The organism is Marilutibacter maris (assembly GCF_003233695.1).
GTDB classification, from domain to species: domain Bacteria; phylum Pseudomonadota; class Gammaproteobacteria; order Xanthomonadales; family Xanthomonadaceae; genus Marilutibacter; species Marilutibacter maris.
The window spans coordinates 865,026-883,480 of the sequence record NZ_CP029843.1; the positions used below are offsets into that span (position 1 = coordinate 865,026).

Below are 18,455 nucleotides of genomic sequence, written 5' to 3' on the forward strand. Positions count from 1 at the left end.
CCGATTCAATGAATTCGCTCGAGCAAGATCTGCTTCTGATTCGCGGTTCCAGCCTTTTCGATGCGAAGTGGTACCTGCACGCATATCCGGACGTTGCGATGTCCGGCATCGATCCCGCCGAGCACTACCTGCGGTTTGGGGCGCTGCTAGGGCGGAACCCGGGACCTTCGTTCGATACCGTGCGCTATACTTCGGAAAATCCCGAGCTGCGCTCTGCCGGGATCAATCCGCTAGTTCATCACCTGAACGGTGTGTTTTCTGGAGTTCCCACCAGGGGTGTAGGTAATCCGGCCGAGTTCGCCGGCTCACTTGAAGTGGTCAACAGCCACGGGCTTGTCGGCTGGGCTGTCGACAAGGCGCGACCCGGAAAGGCGGTCGAGCTCAGCGTGTTCGTCGATGGGACGCACGTGATGGACTGCACAACGGACATGTTGCGCCCAGACCTCATGTCGCACGGCATGGACGGAACGGTCGCAGGGTTCGCGCTTTCCTGTCCGTCGGCTGTGTTCTCCAAGGGAGTCGAGGTGGACGTGCGGTTTCGCCGCTCCGGACATTCGCTGAAGCGAAGCCCTCAATCCGTTCTATACGGTTCCACTGAAAAGAATCATGGGGAGGGGGTGCTGGCGCGATATCGAGACGGGAAGTTCCGGTTGATCACGGTAATTGTGCCTGTGTTCAACGCGCTAGAAGCTGTTCGTGAATGCTTGACGGCCTTGATGAAGCATTTGCCCGGCTATGCCAGTGCGATTGTCGTAAACGATGCCAGCACCGATCCGTTGATAGCCCCGATGTTGCGTGAGTTTGCTGCAGGCTGCGAACGAATTCGTGTCGAGACAAATGCGGTCAATCTCGGTTACACACGAACCATCAACAAGGCCATAGCGCTGGCGGGTAGCGACGACATCGTCCTGCTCAACAGCGACACGGTGGTCACGACGAGGTGGCTGGACGCACTACGATACTGTGCCTACGCTTCGCCGCGAGTGGCGACTGTTACGGCGCTTTCCAACAATGCTGGAGCTTTCTCAGTGCCCGCGATGGGGAAGCACAATCCTTGTCCTGACCATCTGGATGGAGAAGGGCTCGCGCGGGCGATCGTACACTCGACTCCCGGCCAACCAATTGAGGTCCCCACTGGAAACGGGTTTTGCATGCTGGTCCGGAGGGAGGCTCTCGATGTCCTTGGAGGGTTCGACGAAAAGCGCTATCCGCGGGGTTATGGCGAAGAAAATGACTTCTGCATGCGCGCTCTACGAGCTGGTTGGAAGAACGTGGTCTCCGACAAAGCTTACGTTCTGCACAAGCGTTCCCAAAGCTTCCAGGAAGAGAAGGCTGGCCTAATCAAGGCCGGTCGCACCCAGTTGGATATCGACTATCCCGAATATGGTCAGGTTATCGGGCGTTTTCGGGATCTGCAGTTCAATCAACTGCGGAAGCGGATTGCGGATTCGTTGTCCGCCACCGCCGATAACCCCAGGCCCAGGGCCATGTACGTTATTTCGACCCAGACCGGAGGGACGCCCCAGACAAACCTTGATCTGATGCGGGCAATGTCTGGCGATTATGACTGCTGGTTGCTTCGGTGCGATTCGAAGACAATCACGCTATCCCAGCTGGTGGATGGAGAGCTCGAAGTTCGAGAGGTTCATCATCTCAGTCAGGTGGTTGAGCCTATCACGCACGTTTCAGATGACTACGATAGCGTCGTGGCGGGTATTCTCTACAGGAAAGCGATTACCATCTTGCACGTGCGCCATGTCGCTTGGCATAGCTTGAATCTTGCCAAGATTGCTCGGTCTCAGAATATTCCTGTCGTATATTCGCTGCACGATTTCTATAGCATTTGCCCGTCGCTAAACCTGCTGGATGGCGATCTTCGCTATTGTGGCGGTGTATGCACTCAGGGAGGCTCGAGCTGCACGGCTTCGCTCTGGCCAAGCGCCAACATGCCCGAGCTGAAACATCGCTTTGTCAAGCGATGGAGGGAAATGGTTGGCGCGTTCATGGCTGATTGTGATGCCTTCATAACTACGGTGCCTACTGCGGCGAAGACCATAGAAGCTGCGTATCCACAACTCGAGGGTAGAGTGACCGTAATTCCGCACGGTCGCGACTTCGAGTCCTCCGGTGCGTACGCCCGACTTGATCGCGCGCGGTCTAAGACCAAGATTCTCATTCCAGGGAATATTGGCGCTTCCAAGGGGAGTGAGCTGATCAGAAAGCTTGCGGAAATCGGTGCTGAGCAGCGTTTCGAATTTCACTTCCTTGGTGCTACGGCCGGCACGTTGAAGGGGGTTGGAATTCACCACGGCACCTATACGCGAGACAACTTCCATCGCGAAGTGCGCAAAATTGGTCCGGCATTTGGAGTCGTTTTTTCGATATGGGCTGAGACCTACTGCCATACTCTGACCGAAATGTGGTCCTGTGGTGTGCCAGTGCTGGGTATGGACATCGGGGCCGTTGGAGACCGAATTCGTGCCAGTGGGGCTGGTTGGCTGATTGAACCGACCGCGTCGCCGGAAGAGGTGCTCGCATCGCTTGATCGTATCGTTGCGGATGCTGAAGGCTACCAGCAGCGCTTGGATGCCGTTTGTCGGTGGCAACAGTCCGAAGCCGTTTGGAATGACATCGAAACGATGGCGGCACAGTACCGAAAAGTATACGACTCCGTTCTTGGTCAGCCTGAGCGATCCGGGGCGCGAGTGGGACTGCTGTACAAGCAGAGGCCGTTCATTCCCCCCACCGCGCATATACGGGTGATTCGCCCTTGGCGAAAAGCCGTCGGAAGAAGTCCTGTGAACGACGTGCGACCTGTGAGCGCCGCATGGTTGATGGCCGGAGGTGGAGATCACATTGATGCCGTGGTTATCCAGCGCGACGCGGTGCCTCAAGACAAGGTCGGCATGCTCGTCGATTTTCTCCGCGAAAAACGTGTGCCCTATATCTACGAGATTGACGACCCACTGTGGGACCTGCCGCGTGCCCACCCTGACTACGACGAGTATGCCGCTCACGCGCAGCAGCTTCGGGACCTGATCCAGGGGGCGGAGGTCGTGACCACGAGTACGCAGGCGTTGGCAGAGCAGCTACGTGCGCTGAATCCCAGGGTTGAGATCGTAGAGACCATGCTTGATACGCCGGCCTGGACGGTACCCCTTCCCGATGGCGCGCCTGAGCGAGTACTGGGTGATGCTGGGCTGGTGGGTATGGATCGTCCGCGTATCCTCTATATGGGCACGAAATCGCACAGCGAGGACTTGAAGGAGGTGCTTCCCGCGGTCCAGGCGGTGCTCGATGCCAGGCCCGATGCTGAGTTCATTCAAGTTGGTGCAGGCGATCCCTTGCCAGGTGCCACCTTTGTGGTTGTACCTGAATATGCTGCCAGCTATCCTCGCTTCGTTCAGTGGTTTCGTGCGCTGTGTCGTGGATGCACGATCGCAATCGCGCCTTTAGGTGATTCGGAGTTCAATACTGCGAAGTCCGATATCAAAGTGCTTGACTATGCCATGGCGGGTGTTCCGGCAATCTACAGTGCGTGCGGACCATATCGGAGTGCGATCAGTCACGAAAAGACCGGACTGCTGGTGGAACCGGATCACACCGCTTGGGTTTTTGAGATGTCGCGTCTTCTGGATGATGCTGCTCTGCGCGACACCTTGAGAGCGAATGCTCTGAGATGGGCGTCCGGAGAGTCAAGGAGGAGAGAACAGGCGTTCCGAGCGTTCGTGGCAGGCTTCCTGTCGAAGCGGATGGAATCTCCAAGAAGTATGACCCGGACGCCAGTCGCCACGACGGGCTGATCACATGAAGCGTGTGGCAATCCTCCAGTCCAACTACCTTCCGTGGAAGGGATATTTCGATCTGATTGCAGCCGTTGACGAGTTCATTGTCTACGATTGCGTCCAATACACGAAGAACGATTGGCGTAATCGTAATCAGATCAAGACTCCGCAGGGCAAGTCATGGTTGACTGTGCCGGTACGACAGAGGTCGCTCGAGCAGACAGTCGCTGAAACTGAGGTCGCTGACGCTCGCTGCTTTCGGAAGCATTGGTCGACGTTTCGTCAGAACTACGCGAAAGCTCCTCATGTGCGGTATTGCGAGGAGTTGCTTGCGCCGTTGTTCGAGCGCTTGTCTCTGGAGTCGATGCTTTCAAATGTGAATGTCATCGCGATGAATCACATCTGTGGCGTGCTTGGGGTAGCCACACCAATAGTGGATTCCAGCGTCTATGTCATCGAAGGCAACCGCAATGAACGACTTATTTCGCTGTGCCGGCAGGCCGGCGCAAGCCATTATCTTTCCGGGCCTGCAGCAAGGGTATACCTCGACGAGGATGCGTTTCTAGAAGCGGGCATCGTGGTGGAATGGGCCGAATATCAAGGCTATCCGGAGTATCCCCAGCCCCATCCTCCGTTCGATCACTATGTGAGTATCATGGATCTCTTGGCATCGACGGGCCCTGATGCCGGAAACTTCATGCGCTGGACACGAAGGGAACAGTCATGAGCCGATCCGTCAGCGTAGTGGTGCCGGTGTATAGGAGTGCTTCCATGCTTCCGACACTGTATGCCCGCATCAAGGCTGTGCTGGATCCTCTGGTCACGGACTGGGAATTGATTCTGATCGACGATGCCAGCAATGACGGTACATTTGATGTCATTTTGTCTCTCCGAAACGAAGACGCTCGAGTCAAGGCCATCCGTTTCGCGCGTAATATGGGGCAGCACAGTGCCACACTTCACGGGCTGAGACGCAGCAAGGGTGACTGTGTCGTCACGCTTGATGACGATCTTCAGAACCCGCCCGAGGAGATTCCGAGGTTTATCGCGCGCCTTGATGATGGCTACGACTTGGTGATTGGCCGGATCACCAACGAGAAGAAGCACTCATTTTTTAGGAATCTGGCAAGCCAGCTGGTTCAAAACTTGATTTGTCGCATTCTAGGCAAGCCAAGATCATTGGCGCTTTCGAGCTATCGCTGCATGTCCTCGCGTGCGGCAAAGGGAATGTCCGCGTACTCCGGGGCGCATGCGTATATGCCCGCGTTGATGTTTGGTGCGGTGCCGCAGGATCGCATCTGCAATCTAGACGTCGAACATCATGCTCGAATGGACGGGCGTAGCCATTACACGCTCAGGAAGCTGCTGAAACTTTCGTCCTATCTTGTCGTCAATCACTCTTCTATTCCACTTCGTTTCGTTACGGCCTGGGGAATCTTCCTGAGTCTGGCGAGTGTCGTCTATGCAGGCTTTGTAGTGCTGGACGTGCTCGTTAGCGGGAGTTCTGTGCGGGGCTGGCCTACGCTGGTCGTGCTCCTTTCGTTTCTATCGGGGAGCATTCTGATGGGGATGGGCGTTCTTGGCGAGTACATCGGAAGACTCGTCGTCGAGAGCTCCTATCGGGGGCAGACTGCCGTATTCGAGGAACATCTGTGATGGCTGGCCTTTTCGTAACCGGGATGATCAGGTCGGGGACGACGTTGGTCCAGACACTTCTGACCAATCATCCCGATATGTTTGTCGCGTATCAGCCGTTTCATCAGCTATACGTGGAGGTCAAGCGGCGCTTCCTGACCGGTCGTGGTGAAGCACGGATGCTGCCCCTCGATGATGGAAGTCCGCTTCGGGACGAAGAGCGTCGGGCCTTCGTCGACTGGCTCAAGGCATACGTATTCGATGCTGACAGCGCCATGGATCTGGCCCGTTCGGCGAATACCGGCAAGGGCGGCGGTATGACGGCCGGTTCATTCTCTGCGGACAGTGGCAATTTCTTGTCGATCTGGCATCAACTCCATACTGCCGCCCTTGAGCGCGCGGGACGGCAGGAGGTGAGGCTGTTGGGATCCAAGGAAGTGTTGTGTGAGGAGTTCGTTCCCGCGTTTCTTTCCGCGGGGCAGCGTTGCGTCCTGGTTCTACGCGACCTTCGCGGTGTCGTTGCCTCGGCCAACAACGGTCGCTACCGCGACCTGGTTGGCGACCGCTATCCAACGATGATGCTGGTCCGAATGTGGAGAAAGTCCGCCGCCTACTGGCTCCGGTATCGCCATCATCCCAATGTGTTGGCGCTGCGCTACGAGGATGTCGCATCGAATCCAAGCGAAGCGCTTCAGCGGATAACTTCCTGGGGAGGCTTGGCCCCATATTCTGAGAGCATCCTCTGTACTGAGCTCAAAGATCAGTTCGGGCGGCCGTGGATGGGGAATTCGTCATTTGGGGACAAGCAGGGCGTCGATGCCGGCGCGGCGACGGCATGGAACGCTAATCTTGAAGTCGAAGAGGCGCGATTTCTCGCTGTGGTGGCCAGGCGCGAGCTCGTCGCAGCAGGATATGACGTGCCTGCCGATCTAGGTCTTGGAGACATCCTGAGATATGAAGACAACACCGATGGCGTGCGCGCGACATATCTTGAGGCGAATCGGCTCGACGCCACCTGCAGGGAGCTTGAGGTTCGTCGTTTCGATGCCGCGGCAGGAAGAGTGAGCGATGCCACGGATGATGCCCTGAGTGACCACTTTCTCTTCTCCGATGCCTACGGTGTGACGGATTGAACACGAATGAGCCGTCTCGTGACTTGTCCAGGCGCGCTGGAGGGAGGGCGCTCATGGTGGCGCTCGTGGCGGCTAGCGTGATCATGCAGTTGCTGAGCGCCTTGGTGCTGAAGATCACTCCTGCGTTGGACCCGGGTCATGCACTCACCGTCATGCTCTGCCTGGTGCTGGTGTTGGTGTTGAATGTGGCGCGGTTCTTTGTGTGGGGATCAATTCATCGTCGCTTTCCAATAAGTGTGGCGTACCCCACTTCGGCGCTGTTTTTTCCGGGAATTCTCGTCATGGCCTGGTGGTTCGGCGAACCTATCGGACCATTTCAGGTGGCAGGTGCAATGGTTGTGATGCTGGGAGTTGCGCTGCTGGTTTCGGAAGGGGAGCGGCGATCGTGAAGGTGGATGTGCGCTGGCATGCCAAGCTGCTGGCAAACCATTCATATCTCTACGTCTTGAACGCCTATTTGGCGTTTCTTGGGCTGCTGCCGGAGCCTTTCCGCGGACTGGGATACCGAGTCGTACTGGCCAAGCTTGGATCAGGTGTGTATTTCGATGCGCGTATCTTCATCAAGTTTCCGTGGCTGGTCGAGATCGGCAGCAAGGTGAGCCTGAATCGTGGGGTCGAGCTCTACCCGAGCCAAAGGACCGGGCATCGGATCGTGATCGGTGACGACGTACGCATTGGTCCTCATGCCAGGTTCTTGGCTGCCGGACACGACGTCGATGACCAAGACTTCTCCGAGACAGGGGGGGACATCGTCATAGGCGACGGTTGCTGGATTGGTTCGGGTGCCACCATCCTGCCCGGCGTCGTGATTGGGGCTGGCGCCGTGGTGGCTGCTGGGGCCGTGGTGGCCAAGAGCGTCCCCGCGAATGCGATCGTTGGTGGCGTGCCGGCGAAGATCCTGCGCTTTCGTTCAGTAGCCCGCGGGGCGGAGGAGTCATGAGCTGGGCGCTGTCGGCCCTGATGGCGGCTCTGTTCGTTACCGCATCTGCACAGGTGGCGTTCAAGCAGTACAGTAATGGCGCGGGGCGGGGGTATCTGGTGCTCACCGTGATGCTCTTCGCATCGGCCCCTCCCCTGACCTACCTGGCCGTAAAGGCTTATGGGGTTGGAACGGTCTATGTAAGTACAGCGATCACTTATATTCTTGTCGCGCTGGCAGGGTGGCGGTTGTTCGGGGAGTCTCCAACGCCACGTCGTGTCCTTGCCATGGGTCTTATTCTGTTGGGCGTCCTCATTTACGCAGTAGGTCTCTGATGTCGACTGGAATACCATTCAACAAGCCTTACATGACTGGCCGTGAGCTCTGGCTGATAAGCCAGGCTCATGCTCGGGGACATCTCTCCGGCGATGGCGCATTCACCAAGCAGTGCCATCGTTGGCTGGAGGAACACGTCGGATGCCGTAAGGCCTTGCTGACACACTCCTGCACAGCGGCGCTTGAGATGAGTGCGCTGCTGCTGAATCTGGAACCGGGTGATGAAGTCATCATGCCGTCGTTTACCTTTGTGTCGACGGCTAATGCGTTCGTCCTAAGAGGAGCTGTGCCAGTATTCGTGGATATCCGTCCCGATACACTCAATATCGACGAGAAGCTGATCGAAGCAGCGATCACATCCAGAACGCGCGCCATCTGCGTCGTGCACTACGCTGGCGTCGCGTGCGCGATGGACGAGATTCTCGCCGTTGCCGAACGACACGGATTGACGGTGATCGAAGACGCAGCGCAGGCGATCTTTTCAAGCTACAAGGGCCGACGGCTCGGCGGGATAGGGGCGTTGGCCGCATTGAGCTTTCACGAAACCAAGAATGTGATCTCCGGTGAGGGAGGCGCTTTGCTGGTAAACGACCCTTGTCTTGAGGAGCGAGCCGAGATCATTCGTGAAAAGGGGACGAATCGGAGCAAGTTCTTCCGCGGTCAGGTCGACAAGTACACCTGGGTGGATGTTGGGTCCTCCTATCTGCCGGGGGAAATTATCGCCGCGTTTCTTGCCGCACAGCTTGAGCAGGGTGAGGCGATCACCCGCACAAGGCTTTCGCTATGGGATACCTATCATGCGTGGGCCGAGCCGTACGAGGTAGGAGGTGTGGTGAGGAGACCTGTGGTTCCGGTGGAATGTACGCACAATGCCCACATGTACTACCTCCTGTTGCCTTCACTGGAAGCACGTATGCGCTTTATTGAGTCCATGCGCGAGGCGGGCGTTGGGACGGTCTTTCACTATATCCCGCTGCATTCATCGCCCGCCGGACAAAGATTCGGTCGGACGTCAGGAGGCATGGAGATCACCGATAGCGTTAGTGGTCGTCTTGTGCGTCTACCTCTCTATGTTGGGCTCGAAGACCAGCAGGAAGCGGTTATCGATGCGGCGTCCCTTGCGTTGGATTCGTTGCAAGTCGAGTTTGGGTGATGGGGGCTGAGTTCGTCTGCAACGGGCCTATGGCAATGATTTTCCGGATCCGGCTCTGTGCGGTGACCGCTGCTATTCCGCGGAGCACTGGCAGGGTGGGGCGCCGCGATAGGAGGGGCGATGACTGATCTGCCAGTCTGGAGGCGGTTCAACCTGGCCGCCGGTCGGGAGTTGTTGTCGCGTGACGGCGATTCCATTGGGCGCTTGATGTCCTGGATTGGCATTGCCGCACTTTCAGTTATCGCGTTGTGTGCGACCTTCGTTTACTACAGTGGGCAGCGTGTCGACGAGTCGGAAATCGTCCTCAATGCGCTGACTATCGCTACAGGTGATTGGGATCCTGTTTGGAGCCCAGGGTATGGTCACCTGGCTATGTACATTCCAGCATTCGTACTGGTGCTTGCGGCTCATTTGGTGCATTTGCTCGGCTTTGCGGCAGACTATCAGGACGCGCTGTATCTGCTGTTTGCCGGGGAGGGTGCGTTCCGGATTTCAAGGTTTGTATACACAATGGCCGACTTCCTGACGTTCCTGGTGCTCGCCAGGATCGTTCGCATCGTGTCGGCGAGTAGAATCCTTGCGCTGCTCTTTGTGGCGTACTGCTTGATATCGCCGGATACGTGGTACTACGCGACCTACATACGTTCAGACACTCTGGTTTCGCTATTTGTTGCATGCGCGGCTCTGACTCTGGTATCTGATCGGAATCGATTGACGCCGTATCTGCTCGGTGTCTCTCTCGGAGCGGCAATTGCCTGCAAGTACTCGGCGGTAACGTACGTGGTCCTTGCCGGATTCTTGCTGCTTCCGCTCAAGGGTGCGCCGAAGAGCCTGCTTCATAGAGGGCGCGATGCTGCGGTTGCGGTAGTCATCGCCCTTGTGTCGACATATATTTTCCAGCCGCTCTTCGACTATTCAGGAATACTGACGGCTATTCAGACACACCTTTCCGGGAGTCAGTTTACTCACGAGGTGGTGCCGCTCAAGGAGAGGCTGGCGAAGCTCTATCAGCTTGTTCTCAGGTTGGAGCCACTTGTGCCGCTCATGGCATTGGCAATGCTCGCAGGCGCGCTGAACCTCAGGCGCAGTGCTCCCGTGATTGCGATTGCCCTGATCGGCATAGCTCCCTTCGCGATGTCGAATTTTCCACGGGACTACTGGTTGATTCCGTTCGCTGACTCCATCCGTGCAGCCGGGTGGGTCGGTATTGGCTGTTTGCTCGTCTGGATTGGCGATCGTTTTGGCCGTCGAATGACTCTGGCCGTTCTTCTGCTTGCAGGCTTCTCCGTGGCATTTGTAGCTTGGGATCGGTATCCCTCGCTGGCTCAGCCGCAACGGGTCAATGGTTCCATCATCACCAACGCCGATGACGCCAAGTTTTGGTTGTACGCGAACGTCGCCAATCGAAGTGAACTGATATACATATACGAGAAGAACTACCAGCTTCCGCGTGCGTATTCTTTTTCGAGTATTCGGGACGCCAGGTATTTTTCCCGGGTATTCATCTTCAGGCGTGACAAGTTTGTCCCCTTGAAGGATATGTTCAGGCGCTACCTGTATGAGAAGTCGTTCGACGAGTTCAGCGCTATCACCCGCATTCCACGACTTGTCGTAGGTGTGCCGCGGACGGCTGAGCCTCCGAGGCTATGCTCAGGGGAGAAGTGCTATCCGGCGAAGGCTGCTGAATGTACCGCGTCCGCGGCCAAGTCCATTTCGCAATGCGTCGCTTACAGTTGGGATATGGATCTCCCCCAGTTCTCGAGGAGCCTTGAGGCACTGTCGCTAGACCTTCCGGGTGAGCGCTACAGGTTTGTCGCGTGCTGGTATACCTGCGGAGATCAGAATGGGAGTACTCCAGCATTCGTGGGGCGCCCGGGCGCCATCCCACTCGAACGCCTGGGCAGTCGATTGTTTGCGCGCGCCAGCATGCAGAAACTGCAGCAGGTACAGGCCCTCGATACGCGGGGACGAGAGGTCTACATCGTGGTTACGCCTTCAGCTTACCGTCCACTGCTGCAGGCGAAGACCAAGCGGGGACCGCCAGCCCGTCGCGAGTTCGCCAAGATCATGGATGCCCGCTTGATCCGGGTGTTTGAAGGGCGATATGGAGCGCCGATCGAGGTATATGCACTGAATCCGACTCGGCGCGCCGCCGAGACCGAGGCCGGGCACAAATAGTGGTCGGCCCGAATGGGCAGCAATGCTAGTGTTTCGCTGCCGCCTTGGCGCCGTGTAGTGGCCAGCCCATGCTAACTGTGCCTGCCGCTTGCAGATGCTCAAGCTTCTGGCTGCTCGAGGGTACAATTGCGGCTTGCAGGCGACCATAGCCAGGCTTGTTGGCGATCAGATGAATACGGCCATCCTCAAGATGACGGGTCGAGACCTTGAGGAAACCTGCGGCCTTGACGCTACTCGCGAGGCTCTTGGCGATCGAGTCAGGTGAGCCCGAGAGGTACTCAACGGTGTAGCGCAGGCGAGCCGGGCCGCTTGCTGGAATGATGTTTTCCTTCTTGATGAAGTGGTACGGAAACTGCAACTCCACTCCCTCGGGTAGAGCCTCGGGAAGCGGGATGGCAGCAGGGATGGTTACGGCCTTGCCAGTTTCTCCGATGTTCTGCGGTTCCTGCACCGGCTGGCAGGCGGCTATCGTCAGGGTCAGTACGCTAAGCAGAGCGATATGCTTGAACAAGGTCGGGCAGGGCATGGGAGTAGCGCCGGTTGGTGGGTATTCGAGGTGCCAAATTGTGAACCAATCAGCATGAACAGTGGCATCCTGCCAGGATATGGCAGAGCTTGTCGTCCCGCGCCGTGCAAGGCTTGGGCACACCAGGGAATCGACGCTGGTCCGGATCGAACGACACCTGTCGCCTCCCTGTCTCCCGGCTTGGAGCCAACGCCCAGGACTGAGAGAATGGATCGATGACAGACTTCGAGATCACGCTTGGCGACGAAGCCACTTGCCTGAGGGCGACGCTTTGTGCAGATGGCAGCCTTGAGCGCGTAGCGGGAGCTGATGCGGATGGCTGGCGTTCCCGCGGCGAGCGGGCCGCGTTCTCGTTTCGTATTGAAGATCTGGAGGCTGCGTTACCCGCCGGTTGGTATTGGTTCGAGGCGAGTCTGTATTCGCTCGATGATGTCCAATTGTTTCCCAGCCTGACTCCCACCTACCGAAGGGGCTTCGATGGCGACTCACAGATTGTGCTGCCGTCTCCCGGGTCGGATGGCCGGGTACGAGCCCTTGTCCTATTCAAATACGAAGTTTCGGCATTGCAAATTTCCCCTGGATTCGGTCAATTCCAGTTCAGACTGGGGGCGGTCCGGTTGCGGAGGGTGGGGCGTTTGCGTGCTTTGGCGGAAATGCTTCGGCCGCAACGAGGGGGCATCGTTGAGGGGGGGCGAGCGGCTCGCAGCGCTGTCAGCTTTTTCCTAGAGTCGCTTCGTCGCGGTGTGTCCGGCGCCACCGCTTGTGCCTACGCCGACTACTTGCTTCGGGTGCGGTCTGACGTGCCCAGCGATTATCAGAACTGGGTGCGGCGCTTCGATACTCTCAGCGCGGATGGAATGGAGGCACTTCTGCGGCGCGAGGCCGGGTTCGGAGCGCGCCGCCCCCTGATATCGATTCTGCTGCCGACCTACCAAACTCCTGAGCGTTGGCTTCGACGTTGTATCGAAAGCGTTCAACGGCAGATATATCAGGACTGGCAGCTATGCATCGCCGACGATGCCTCCCCTGATCCGACCGTCATGAAGATCATTGCGGAGTATGCGAGTAGCGACAAGCGGATCAGGTACGTGCGCAGGGAGGCGAATGGTCATATCTCAGAGACATCGAATTCCGCACTCGCTCTGGCGCAGGGGGACTGGATCGCGCTTCTGGATCACGATGACGAACTGCGTCCGCATGCGTTGCTGGAAATAGCTGCGCGGATACGCGACCAACCTGGTGCAAAGATGGTGTACTCGGACGAAGATAAGATGGACCTGGAGGGGCGCCGATTCGATCCGTATTTCAAGCCTGACTTTGACATCGACCTCTTGCGCGGTCAGAACTACATCTGCCACTTCACCGCGATTCGACGCGAGCTGGCTCTTGAGGTTGGCGGATTCCGGTCCGGATTCGAAGGTAGTCAGGACCACGATCTCTTCCTGAGGTGCGTGGAAAGGCTCAGTCCGGTCGAGGTCGCCCATATTCCCAAGGTGCTCTATCACTGGAGGGCGATTCCCGGTTCGACCGCGCTCAGCCGCGACGCAAAGGACTACGCGGGTGACGCTGGCGCGCGCGCGGTGGAAGACCACCTGCTTAGGACAGGCGCCGGAGCGAGCGTCGAACAGCTTTCGCATGGGCACTATCGGGTGCGGTGGCCGATACCCGAGCCGGCTCCGCTGGTGAGCCTCGTGGTTCCCACGCGCGACAGGGTGGAGCTGTTGCGCGTGTGTGTGGAGAGCATTCTGGAGCGGACGAGCTACCGGAATTTTGAGCTCGTGGTGGTCGACAACGGTTCGACAGATCCCGAATCGCTCGCCTATCTGGCGTCCCTGACCGCTGCGAACAGGGCGAAGGTTCTTCGATACGACGAACCGTTCAACTACTCAAGGATCAACAACTGGGCTGTGCAGCAGGCTCGGGGGGAGATCCTGGCATTGATCAACAATGATATCGAGGTCATATCTCCCGATTGGCTGGGTGAGATGGTCTCGCACGCGATTCGTCCTGGCGTTGGCGCTGTTGGCGCGATGCTCTACTACCCTGACGAGACGATCCAGCATGCCGGCGTCATATTGGGGATTGATGGCGTGGCAGCGCATATTTACTCGGGCATGCCCCGAGGATATCCGGGCCATGGTGGCCGGGCCAGGGTGGTTCAGGGGATGTCGGCGGTCACGGCCGCTTGCATGGTCGTCAGTCGGGCAGCGTACGAGGCTGTGGGCGGCCTCGACGAAGGACTCGAGGTTGCCTTCAATGACATCGACTTTTGTCTGAGGCTTGGGCAGGCCGGTTATCGGAATGTGTGGACGCCCTTCGCCGAGATGTATCACCACGAATCGGCGTCGCGTGGACACGAGGACACCGCCGAAAAGAAGGCCAGGTTTGCCGGCGAAGTCGAACTGATGCGTTCGCGGTGGGCCGCGATCCTGCAGGAAGATCCGGCCTACAACGTCAATCTCTCATTGAAGAGTCGCTACTTCGACCTGGCGATCCCTCCGAGGGTGCCGATGTGGGAAGCCGCGCCTGATTGATTGAGGGCCCCGGCGAAGTCGGGGCTGCGGCACCACCCTCGCGGGGGGTACCGCAGCTGCGAGCCTTAGAGCGCCGCTTCCAGTTCCGGCAGCACCTTGAACAGGTCGCCTACCAGGCCGATGTCGGCGACCTCGAAGATCGGCGCATCGGCGTCCTTGTTGATAGCGACGATGGTGCCGGCGTCCTTGATTCCGGTCAGGTGCTGGATCGCGCCGCTGATGCCGATGGCGACGTACAGCTCCGGGGCGATGATCTTGCCGGTCTGGCCGACCTGCATCTCGTTGGGCACGTAGCCGGCGTCGACCGCGGCGCGCGAGGCGCCGACCGCCGCGCCGAGCTTGTCGGCGAAGTCGAAGATGATCTTGAAGTTCTCTTCCGAGCCGACACCGCGTCCGCCGGACACCACCCGCCGCGCCGACTGCAGGTCGGGGCGGTCGGAGCTGCCGGCCTCAAGGCCGACGAAGCGGGTGTGGGTGGGCAGCTCGGCCTCGACCGTGGCCGCTTCCACCGTGGCGCTGCCGCCGCGCGCGGCCTCGGACCAGGACGCGGTGCGCACGGTCGCGACCACGGTGTGGTCGGCCGGCGCCTCGACGGTGACGATCGCGTTGCCGGCGTAGATCGGGCGCTTGAAGGTATGGCTGCCGTCGACCGCCATCACGTCGGAGACCTGGGCGACCCCGAGCAGGGCGGCGACGCAGGGCATCAGGTCCTTGCCGAAGGTGGTCGAGGGGCCGAACACGTGACTGTAGCCGGCGGCCAGCGCGGCGATCTGCGGGGCCTGTACCTGGGCCAGCGCTTGCGCATTGGCGGCGTTGGCGACGGTCAGCACCTTGCCGACGCCGGCGACCTGCGCGGCCTCGGCGGCGACCGCGGCCGGGTCGGCGGCCAGGACCACGATGTCGATGGCTTCGGGGTTCAGCGCCTGCGCGGCGGACACGCACTTGGCGGTGGATGCGTTCAGCTTGCCGTCCAGGTGTTCGGCGACGATCAATACCTTGCTCATTACAGCAACCCCTTCTGCTTCAGTGCGGCGACCAGTTCGGCCGCGTCCTTGACCATGACGCCCTTGCTGCGCTTGGCCGGCGGGGCGTAGGCGGTGGTCTTGAGCGTGTCGCCGGTGTCGACGCCGAGGTCGGCGAACGCGATCGTGTCGATCGGCTTGCTCTTGGCCTTCATGATGTCCGGAAGCTTGATGAAGCGCGGCTCGTTCAGGCGCAGGTCGGTGGTGACCACCGCCGGCAGATCGACCTCCAGGGTCTCCAGGCCGGCGTCGACCTCGCGGGTCACCGTGGCCTTGCCGTCGGCGACCTCGAGCTTGCTGGCGAAGGTCGCCTGCGGACGGGCCCACAGCGTGGCAAGCATCTGCCCGGTCTGGTTGGCGTCGTCGTCGATCGCCTGCTTGCCGAGGATCACCAGGTCCGGCTGCTCCTTCTCGATCAGCTTGAGGAAGGTGCGGGCCGCGGTCAGCGGCTGGATCGGGGCGTCGCTGACCACGTGGATGGCGCGGTTGGCGCCCATCGCCAGGCCGTTGCGCAGGTGCGCCTGGGCGTCGGCCGGGGCGATCGTGGCGACCACGACCTCGCTGGCGATGCCCTTGTCGCGCAGGCGCAGGGCCTCTTCCAGCGCGATTTCGTCGAAGGGGTTGGCCGACAGCTTGACGCCATCGGTGACGACGCCGGAACCGTCCGGCTTGACCTGGATGCGGACGTTGTAGTCCACCACGCGCTTGTAACCGACGAGGATCTTCATCGAGTGGGGGTTCCTGAATAGGGCTTTGAAAAGGACTTCGAAACGGAGCCCGGGACCGCTCGGCGACCGGGCCAGCCCCCAATTCTAGCGCACCGGCCGCAGCCGGCATCGGGACTCAGCCCGCGGCCAGCGACAGTCGCTGCCGTCCCTGCCAGCGCTCGCCAGGCTTGAGCGTCACCGGGTCGAGGATGCGTCCGGCCTCGACGCAGACGAAGCGGCGGTGATCGCCCGGGGCGAGATCGTCGAGTTGACGGGCCGCGGCCTCCCCTGGGTTCCAGACCACGACGTCGCGGAAACCGTCCATCTCGATCCCGAGCGTGTGGTCGCCATCCTGTAGCCGCAGCGGCGCGGCGACCTCCGGGTAGACCCGGTCGACCGGGCCGGCGAAGGTCAACGGTCCGCGCGGCGGCCGTTGACACGGTCCGTGCAGGGACTCCAGGTAGTCATGCCCATCCAGTCCGTACAGGGCCGCGTCGCCAATGTCGCCGACCCTCAGGTAGGTGTGCAGGGCGGCGCAGAACGAGAAGGGCGTCGAGCCTGGGTTGTGGACCGTCAGGCCCAGGCACAGCGAGCGGGGCGCCAGGCGGGCATGCAGTTCCAGCCGGAACGGGTGCGGCCACGCCGCCAGAGTCTGTTCCGAGGCCTGCAGCGCCAGCGCCAGTTCGCCGTCCGGTGCCGGCAGCCAGTGCCAGCGGCGGTTGCGGGCGATCCCGTGACGCGGTCCGTCGCCCCAGGCCGCGAACTGCGGAAAGATCACCGGCACGCCGCCGCGCAGCGGGCTGCGGGGGCGATGCAGGCCGGGCGAGCCGGGAAACAGCCATTCGCGGCCGCGGGCCTGCCAGTCGAGCACCTGCCCGCCGAATGCCGATGCGGTCACCGACATGCCGTGGGCCTGGACACGGTTGGTGCTTGGCGTTTCAGGCAGCATTGGGTTGGCGGCGATGGGCGAGAGGCGGCGGTCGGGTAACCTTATCGGCCTCGATGCCTAGCAGGAAGCGCGGATGCTTCACCCAGTGATACTCAGTGGCGGCAGTGGCACCCGGTTGTGGCCGCTGTCGCGCCAGAACCAGCCCAAGCAGTTCCTGGCGCTGATGGGCGACCGCTCGTTGTTCCAGGAAACCGTGTTGCGCGCACAGGCGCTCGACGGTGTGCAGGCGCCGGTCACGGTCTGCAGCGAGGACCATCGCTTCATGGTCGGCGAGCAATTGCAGGCCGTGGGTGTCGCCAGCGGTGGGATCCTGCTCGAACCGGTGGCCAGGAACACTGCTCCGGCGATCGCGCTGGCGGCCTTGCATGTGCTGGAGCACGATCCCGACGGTACCTTGCTGGTGATGCCGGCGGACCATCTGATCGAGGACGAGTCGGCGTTCCGGGCCGCGGTCGCGACGGCGCGCACGCTTGCCGACGACGGTTGGCTGGCGGCGTTCGGCATACGTCCCGACTACGCCGAGACCGGGTACGGCTACATCCTGCGCGGCGACGCACTGGGCGAGGAGGGGGGCTTCCGGATCGAGCGCTTCGTCGAGAAGCCCGACCTGGCGACGGCCGAGCGCTACCTCGCCGAGGGCACCTATGCGTGGAATTCGGGCATGTTCCTGTTCCGCGCCGATCGCTATCTGCAGGAGCTGGGACGGCACGCGCCGCAGATGCTGGACGCCGTGCGCGACGCGTATGGCGCGCGCACCAGCGACCTGGACTTCACCCGGATACCGGAAGCGGGATTCGCGGCCAGTCCAAGCGATTCGATCGACTACGCGGTGATGGAGAAGACCGACCGAGCCGCGGTGGTGCCGGTCAGTTGTGGATGGAGCGACATCGGCTCGTGGTCGTCGCTGTGGGCGGTGGCCGAGCGTGACGATGACGACAATCGCCACGAGGGCGATGTGATTTCGGTCGATACCCGCGGCAGTCTGGTGCGCGCGTCCGAGCGCAGGATGATCGCGACCCTCGGGGTCGAGGACCTGGTGGTCGTCGATACTGCCGACGCGACCCTGGTCGCGCACAAGGACCGGGTCCAGGACGTCAAGATCGTTGTCGATCGCCTCAAGAAGGCCGGACGACAGGAACACCTATTCCACCGCAAGGTCTATCGGCCCTGGGGTAGCTACGACTCGATCGGTGTCGGCCCCCGTTTTCAGGTCAAGCGGATCGTGGTCAAGCCCGGTGCGGCGCTGAGTCTGCAGAAGCACGCACACCGCGCCGAACACTGGATCGTCGTGTCGGGTATCGCCGAGGTCACCTGCGACGACCGCGTGTTCGACCTGCGCGAGAACGAGAGCACCTACATTCCGCGGGGCAGCGTGCATCGGCTGCGCAACAACGGCAGCGAGCCGGTCGAGCTGATCGAGGTGCAGTCGGGCAGCTATCTGGGCGAGGACGACATCGTCCGGCTGGAGGATGTCTACGGCCGCTCGTGAGCGGTCGCGGCGGCTACCGCCGGACAATCCCCCCGCGGCGACCATGCCCGAAAGTACGGTGCGGAGGGCCGCATTGGCGCGATAAACTC

Annotated in this window: 15 protein-coding genes; 11 read left to right on the plus strand and 4 right to left on the minus strand. The window is 60.4% G+C overall.

All coding sequences use genetic code 11. The features are described 5' to 3' along the window. The first annotated feature begins 8 nt into the window (after positions 1-8). The 9 genes from C9I47_RS03900 to C9I47_RS03940 all read left to right on the plus strand — a co-directional run bounded on the left by C9I47_RS03900 (position 9) and on the right by C9I47_RS03940 (position 11,139). Positions 9-3,803: a glycosyltransferase gene (locus tag C9I47_RS03900; protein ID WP_190238599.1), complete on the plus strand. Its 3,795-nt coding sequence runs from the start codon at positions 9-11 to the stop codon at positions 3,801-3,803. A gap of 4 nt (positions 3,804-3,807) precedes the next feature. Further along, a complete protein-coding gene (locus C9I47_RS03905; protein WP_111265581.1) occupies positions 3,808-4,512 on the plus strand; it encodes a WbqC family protein in 705 nt (234 codons plus the stop codon). Continuing rightward, a complete protein-coding gene (locus C9I47_RS03910) occupies positions 4,509-5,441 on the plus strand; it encodes a glycosyltransferase family 2 protein (RefSeq protein WP_111265582.1) in 933 nt (310 codons plus the stop codon). The genes C9I47_RS03905 and C9I47_RS03910 overlap by 4 nt, the downstream gene beginning before the upstream one ends. After that, a complete protein-coding gene (locus C9I47_RS03915; protein ID WP_111265583.1) occupies positions 5,441-6,553 on the plus strand; it encodes a sulfotransferase in 1,113 nt (370 codons plus the stop codon). Before C9I47_RS03910 ends, C9I47_RS03915 begins: the two co-directional genes overlap by 1 nt. A 53-nt stretch (positions 6,554-6,606) precedes the next feature. Next, the gene (locus tag C9I47_RS03920; protein ID WP_145985420.1) at positions 6,607-6,942 is read left to right on the plus strand and encodes a hypothetical protein; all 336 of its coding nucleotides are present in this window, start codon (positions 6,607-6,609) and stop codon (positions 6,940-6,942) included. After that, the gene (locus tag C9I47_RS03925) at positions 6,939-7,493 is read left to right on the plus strand and encodes an acyltransferase (protein WP_223250268.1); all 555 of its coding nucleotides are present in this window, start codon (positions 6,939-6,941) and stop codon (positions 7,491-7,493) included. Before C9I47_RS03920 ends, C9I47_RS03925 begins: the two co-directional genes overlap by 4 nt. Then, entirely contained in the window at positions 7,490-7,807 is a 318-nt protein-coding gene (locus tag C9I47_RS03930; RefSeq protein WP_111265585.1) for a DMT family transporter, read from the plus strand. The genes C9I47_RS03925 and C9I47_RS03930 overlap by 4 nt, the downstream gene beginning before the upstream one ends. Continuing rightward, complete coding sequence (rffA, locus tag C9I47_RS03935) at positions 7,807-8,961, plus strand: dTDP-4-amino-4,6-dideoxygalactose transaminase (protein ID WP_111265586.1); 1,155 nt, start codon at positions 7,807-7,809, stop codon at positions 8,959-8,961. Before C9I47_RS03930 ends, rffA begins: the two co-directional genes overlap by 1 nt. 120 nt (positions 8,962-9,081) lie before the next feature. Further along, a complete protein-coding gene (locus tag C9I47_RS03940; protein ID WP_145985421.1) occupies positions 9,082-11,139 on the plus strand; it encodes a hypothetical protein in 2,058 nt (685 codons plus the stop codon). A 25-nt stretch (positions 11,140-11,164) separates the two neighbouring features. Here C9I47_RS03940 and C9I47_RS03945 read toward each other — a convergent pair whose 3' ends face one another. Continuing rightward, positions 11,165-11,665, minus strand: coding sequence for a hypothetical protein (locus tag C9I47_RS03945; RefSeq protein ID WP_111265588.1), 501 nt, complete (start codon positions 11,663-11,665; stop codon positions 11,165-11,167). A 215-nt stretch (positions 11,666-11,880) separates the two neighbouring features. On the opposite strand from C9I47_RS03945, the gene C9I47_RS03950 reads away from it, so the two are divergent. Beyond that, on the plus strand, positions 11,881-14,199 hold the full coding sequence (locus C9I47_RS03950) for a glycosyltransferase family 2 protein (RefSeq protein WP_223250269.1): 2,319 nt from the start codon (positions 11,881-11,883) through the stop codon (positions 14,197-14,199). 65 nt (positions 14,200-14,264) lie between these two features. On the opposite strand, the gene C9I47_RS03955 is transcribed toward C9I47_RS03950, so the two are convergent. The 3 genes from C9I47_RS03955 to C9I47_RS03965 all read right to left on the minus strand — a co-directional run bounded on the left by C9I47_RS03955 (position 14,265) and on the right by C9I47_RS03965 (position 16,832). Continuing rightward, positions 14,265-15,203: an electron transfer flavoprotein subunit alpha/FixB family protein gene (locus C9I47_RS03955; RefSeq protein WP_111265590.1), complete on the minus strand. Its 939-nt coding sequence runs from the start codon at positions 15,201-15,203 to the stop codon at positions 14,265-14,267. Next, complete coding sequence (locus C9I47_RS03960; protein ID WP_111265591.1) at positions 15,203-15,949, minus strand: electron transfer flavoprotein subunit beta/FixA family protein; 747 nt, start codon at positions 15,947-15,949, stop codon at positions 15,203-15,205. The genes C9I47_RS03955 and C9I47_RS03960 overlap by 1 nt, the downstream gene beginning before the upstream one ends. Before the next feature lie 115 nt (positions 15,950-16,064). Beyond that, positions 16,065-16,832: a D-hexose-6-phosphate mutarotase gene (locus C9I47_RS03965; RefSeq protein WP_190238601.1), complete on the minus strand. Its 768-nt coding sequence runs from the start codon at positions 16,830-16,832 to the stop codon at positions 16,065-16,067. A gap of 118 nt (positions 16,833-16,950) precedes the next feature. On the opposite strand from C9I47_RS03965, the gene C9I47_RS03970 reads away from it, so the two are divergent. Further along, entirely contained in the window at positions 16,951-18,366 is a 1,416-nt protein-coding gene (locus tag C9I47_RS03970; RefSeq protein WP_111265593.1) for a mannose-1-phosphate guanylyltransferase/mannose-6-phosphate isomerase, read from the plus strand. The last annotated feature ends 89 nt before the right edge of the window (positions 18,367-18,455 follow it).

Bases quoted from the DNA above. Each gene is read 5' to 3' on its own strand.
- C9I47_RS03900 (WP_190238599.1), top strand. From the start codon at position 9: ATGAATTCGCTCGAGCAAGATCTGCTTCTGATTCGCGGTTCCAGCCTT.
- C9I47_RS03905 (WP_111265581.1), top strand. From the start codon at position 3,808: ATGAAGCGTGTGGCAATCCTCCAGTCCAACTACCTTCCGTGGAAGGGA.
- C9I47_RS03910 (WP_111265582.1), top strand. From the start codon at position 4,509: ATGAGCCGATCCGTCAGCGTAGTGGTGCCGGTGTATAGGAGTGCTTCC.
- C9I47_RS03915 (WP_111265583.1), top strand. From the start codon at position 5,441: ATGGCTGGCCTTTTCGTAACCGGGATGATCAGGTCGGGGACGACGTTG.
- C9I47_RS03920 (WP_145985420.1), top strand. From the start codon at position 6,607: ATGGTGGCGCTCGTGGCGGCTAGCGTGATCATGCAGTTGCTGAGCGCC.
- C9I47_RS03930 (WP_111265585.1), top strand. From the start codon at position 7,490: ATGAGCTGGGCGCTGTCGGCCCTGATGGCGGCTCTGTTCGTTACCGCA.
- rffA (WP_111265586.1), top strand. From the start codon at position 7,807: ATGTCGACTGGAATACCATTCAACAAGCCTTACATGACTGGCCGTGAG.
- C9I47_RS03940 (WP_145985421.1), top strand. From the start codon at position 9,082: ATGACTGATCTGCCAGTCTGGAGGCGGTTCAACCTGGCCGCCGGTCGG.
- C9I47_RS03945 (WP_111265588.1), bottom strand. From the start codon at position 11,665: ATGCCCTGCCCGACCTTGTTCAAGCATATCGCTCTGCTTAGCGTACTG.
- C9I47_RS03950 (WP_223250269.1), top strand. From the start codon at position 11,881: ATGACAGACTTCGAGATCACGCTTGGCGACGAAGCCACTTGCCTGAGG.
- C9I47_RS03955 (WP_111265590.1), bottom strand. From the start codon at position 15,203: ATGAGCAAGGTATTGATCGTCGCCGAACACCTGGACGGCAAGCTGAAC.
- C9I47_RS03960 (WP_111265591.1), bottom strand. From the start codon at position 15,949: ATGAAGATCCTCGTCGGTTACAAGCGCGTGGTGGACTACAACGTCCGC.
- C9I47_RS03965 (WP_190238601.1), bottom strand. From the start codon at position 16,832: ATGTCGGTGACCGCATCGGCATTCGGCGGGCAGGTGCTCGACTGGCAG.
- C9I47_RS03970 (WP_111265593.1), top strand. From the start codon at position 16,951: ATGCTTCACCCAGTGATACTCAGTGGCGGCAGTGGCACCCGGTTGTGG.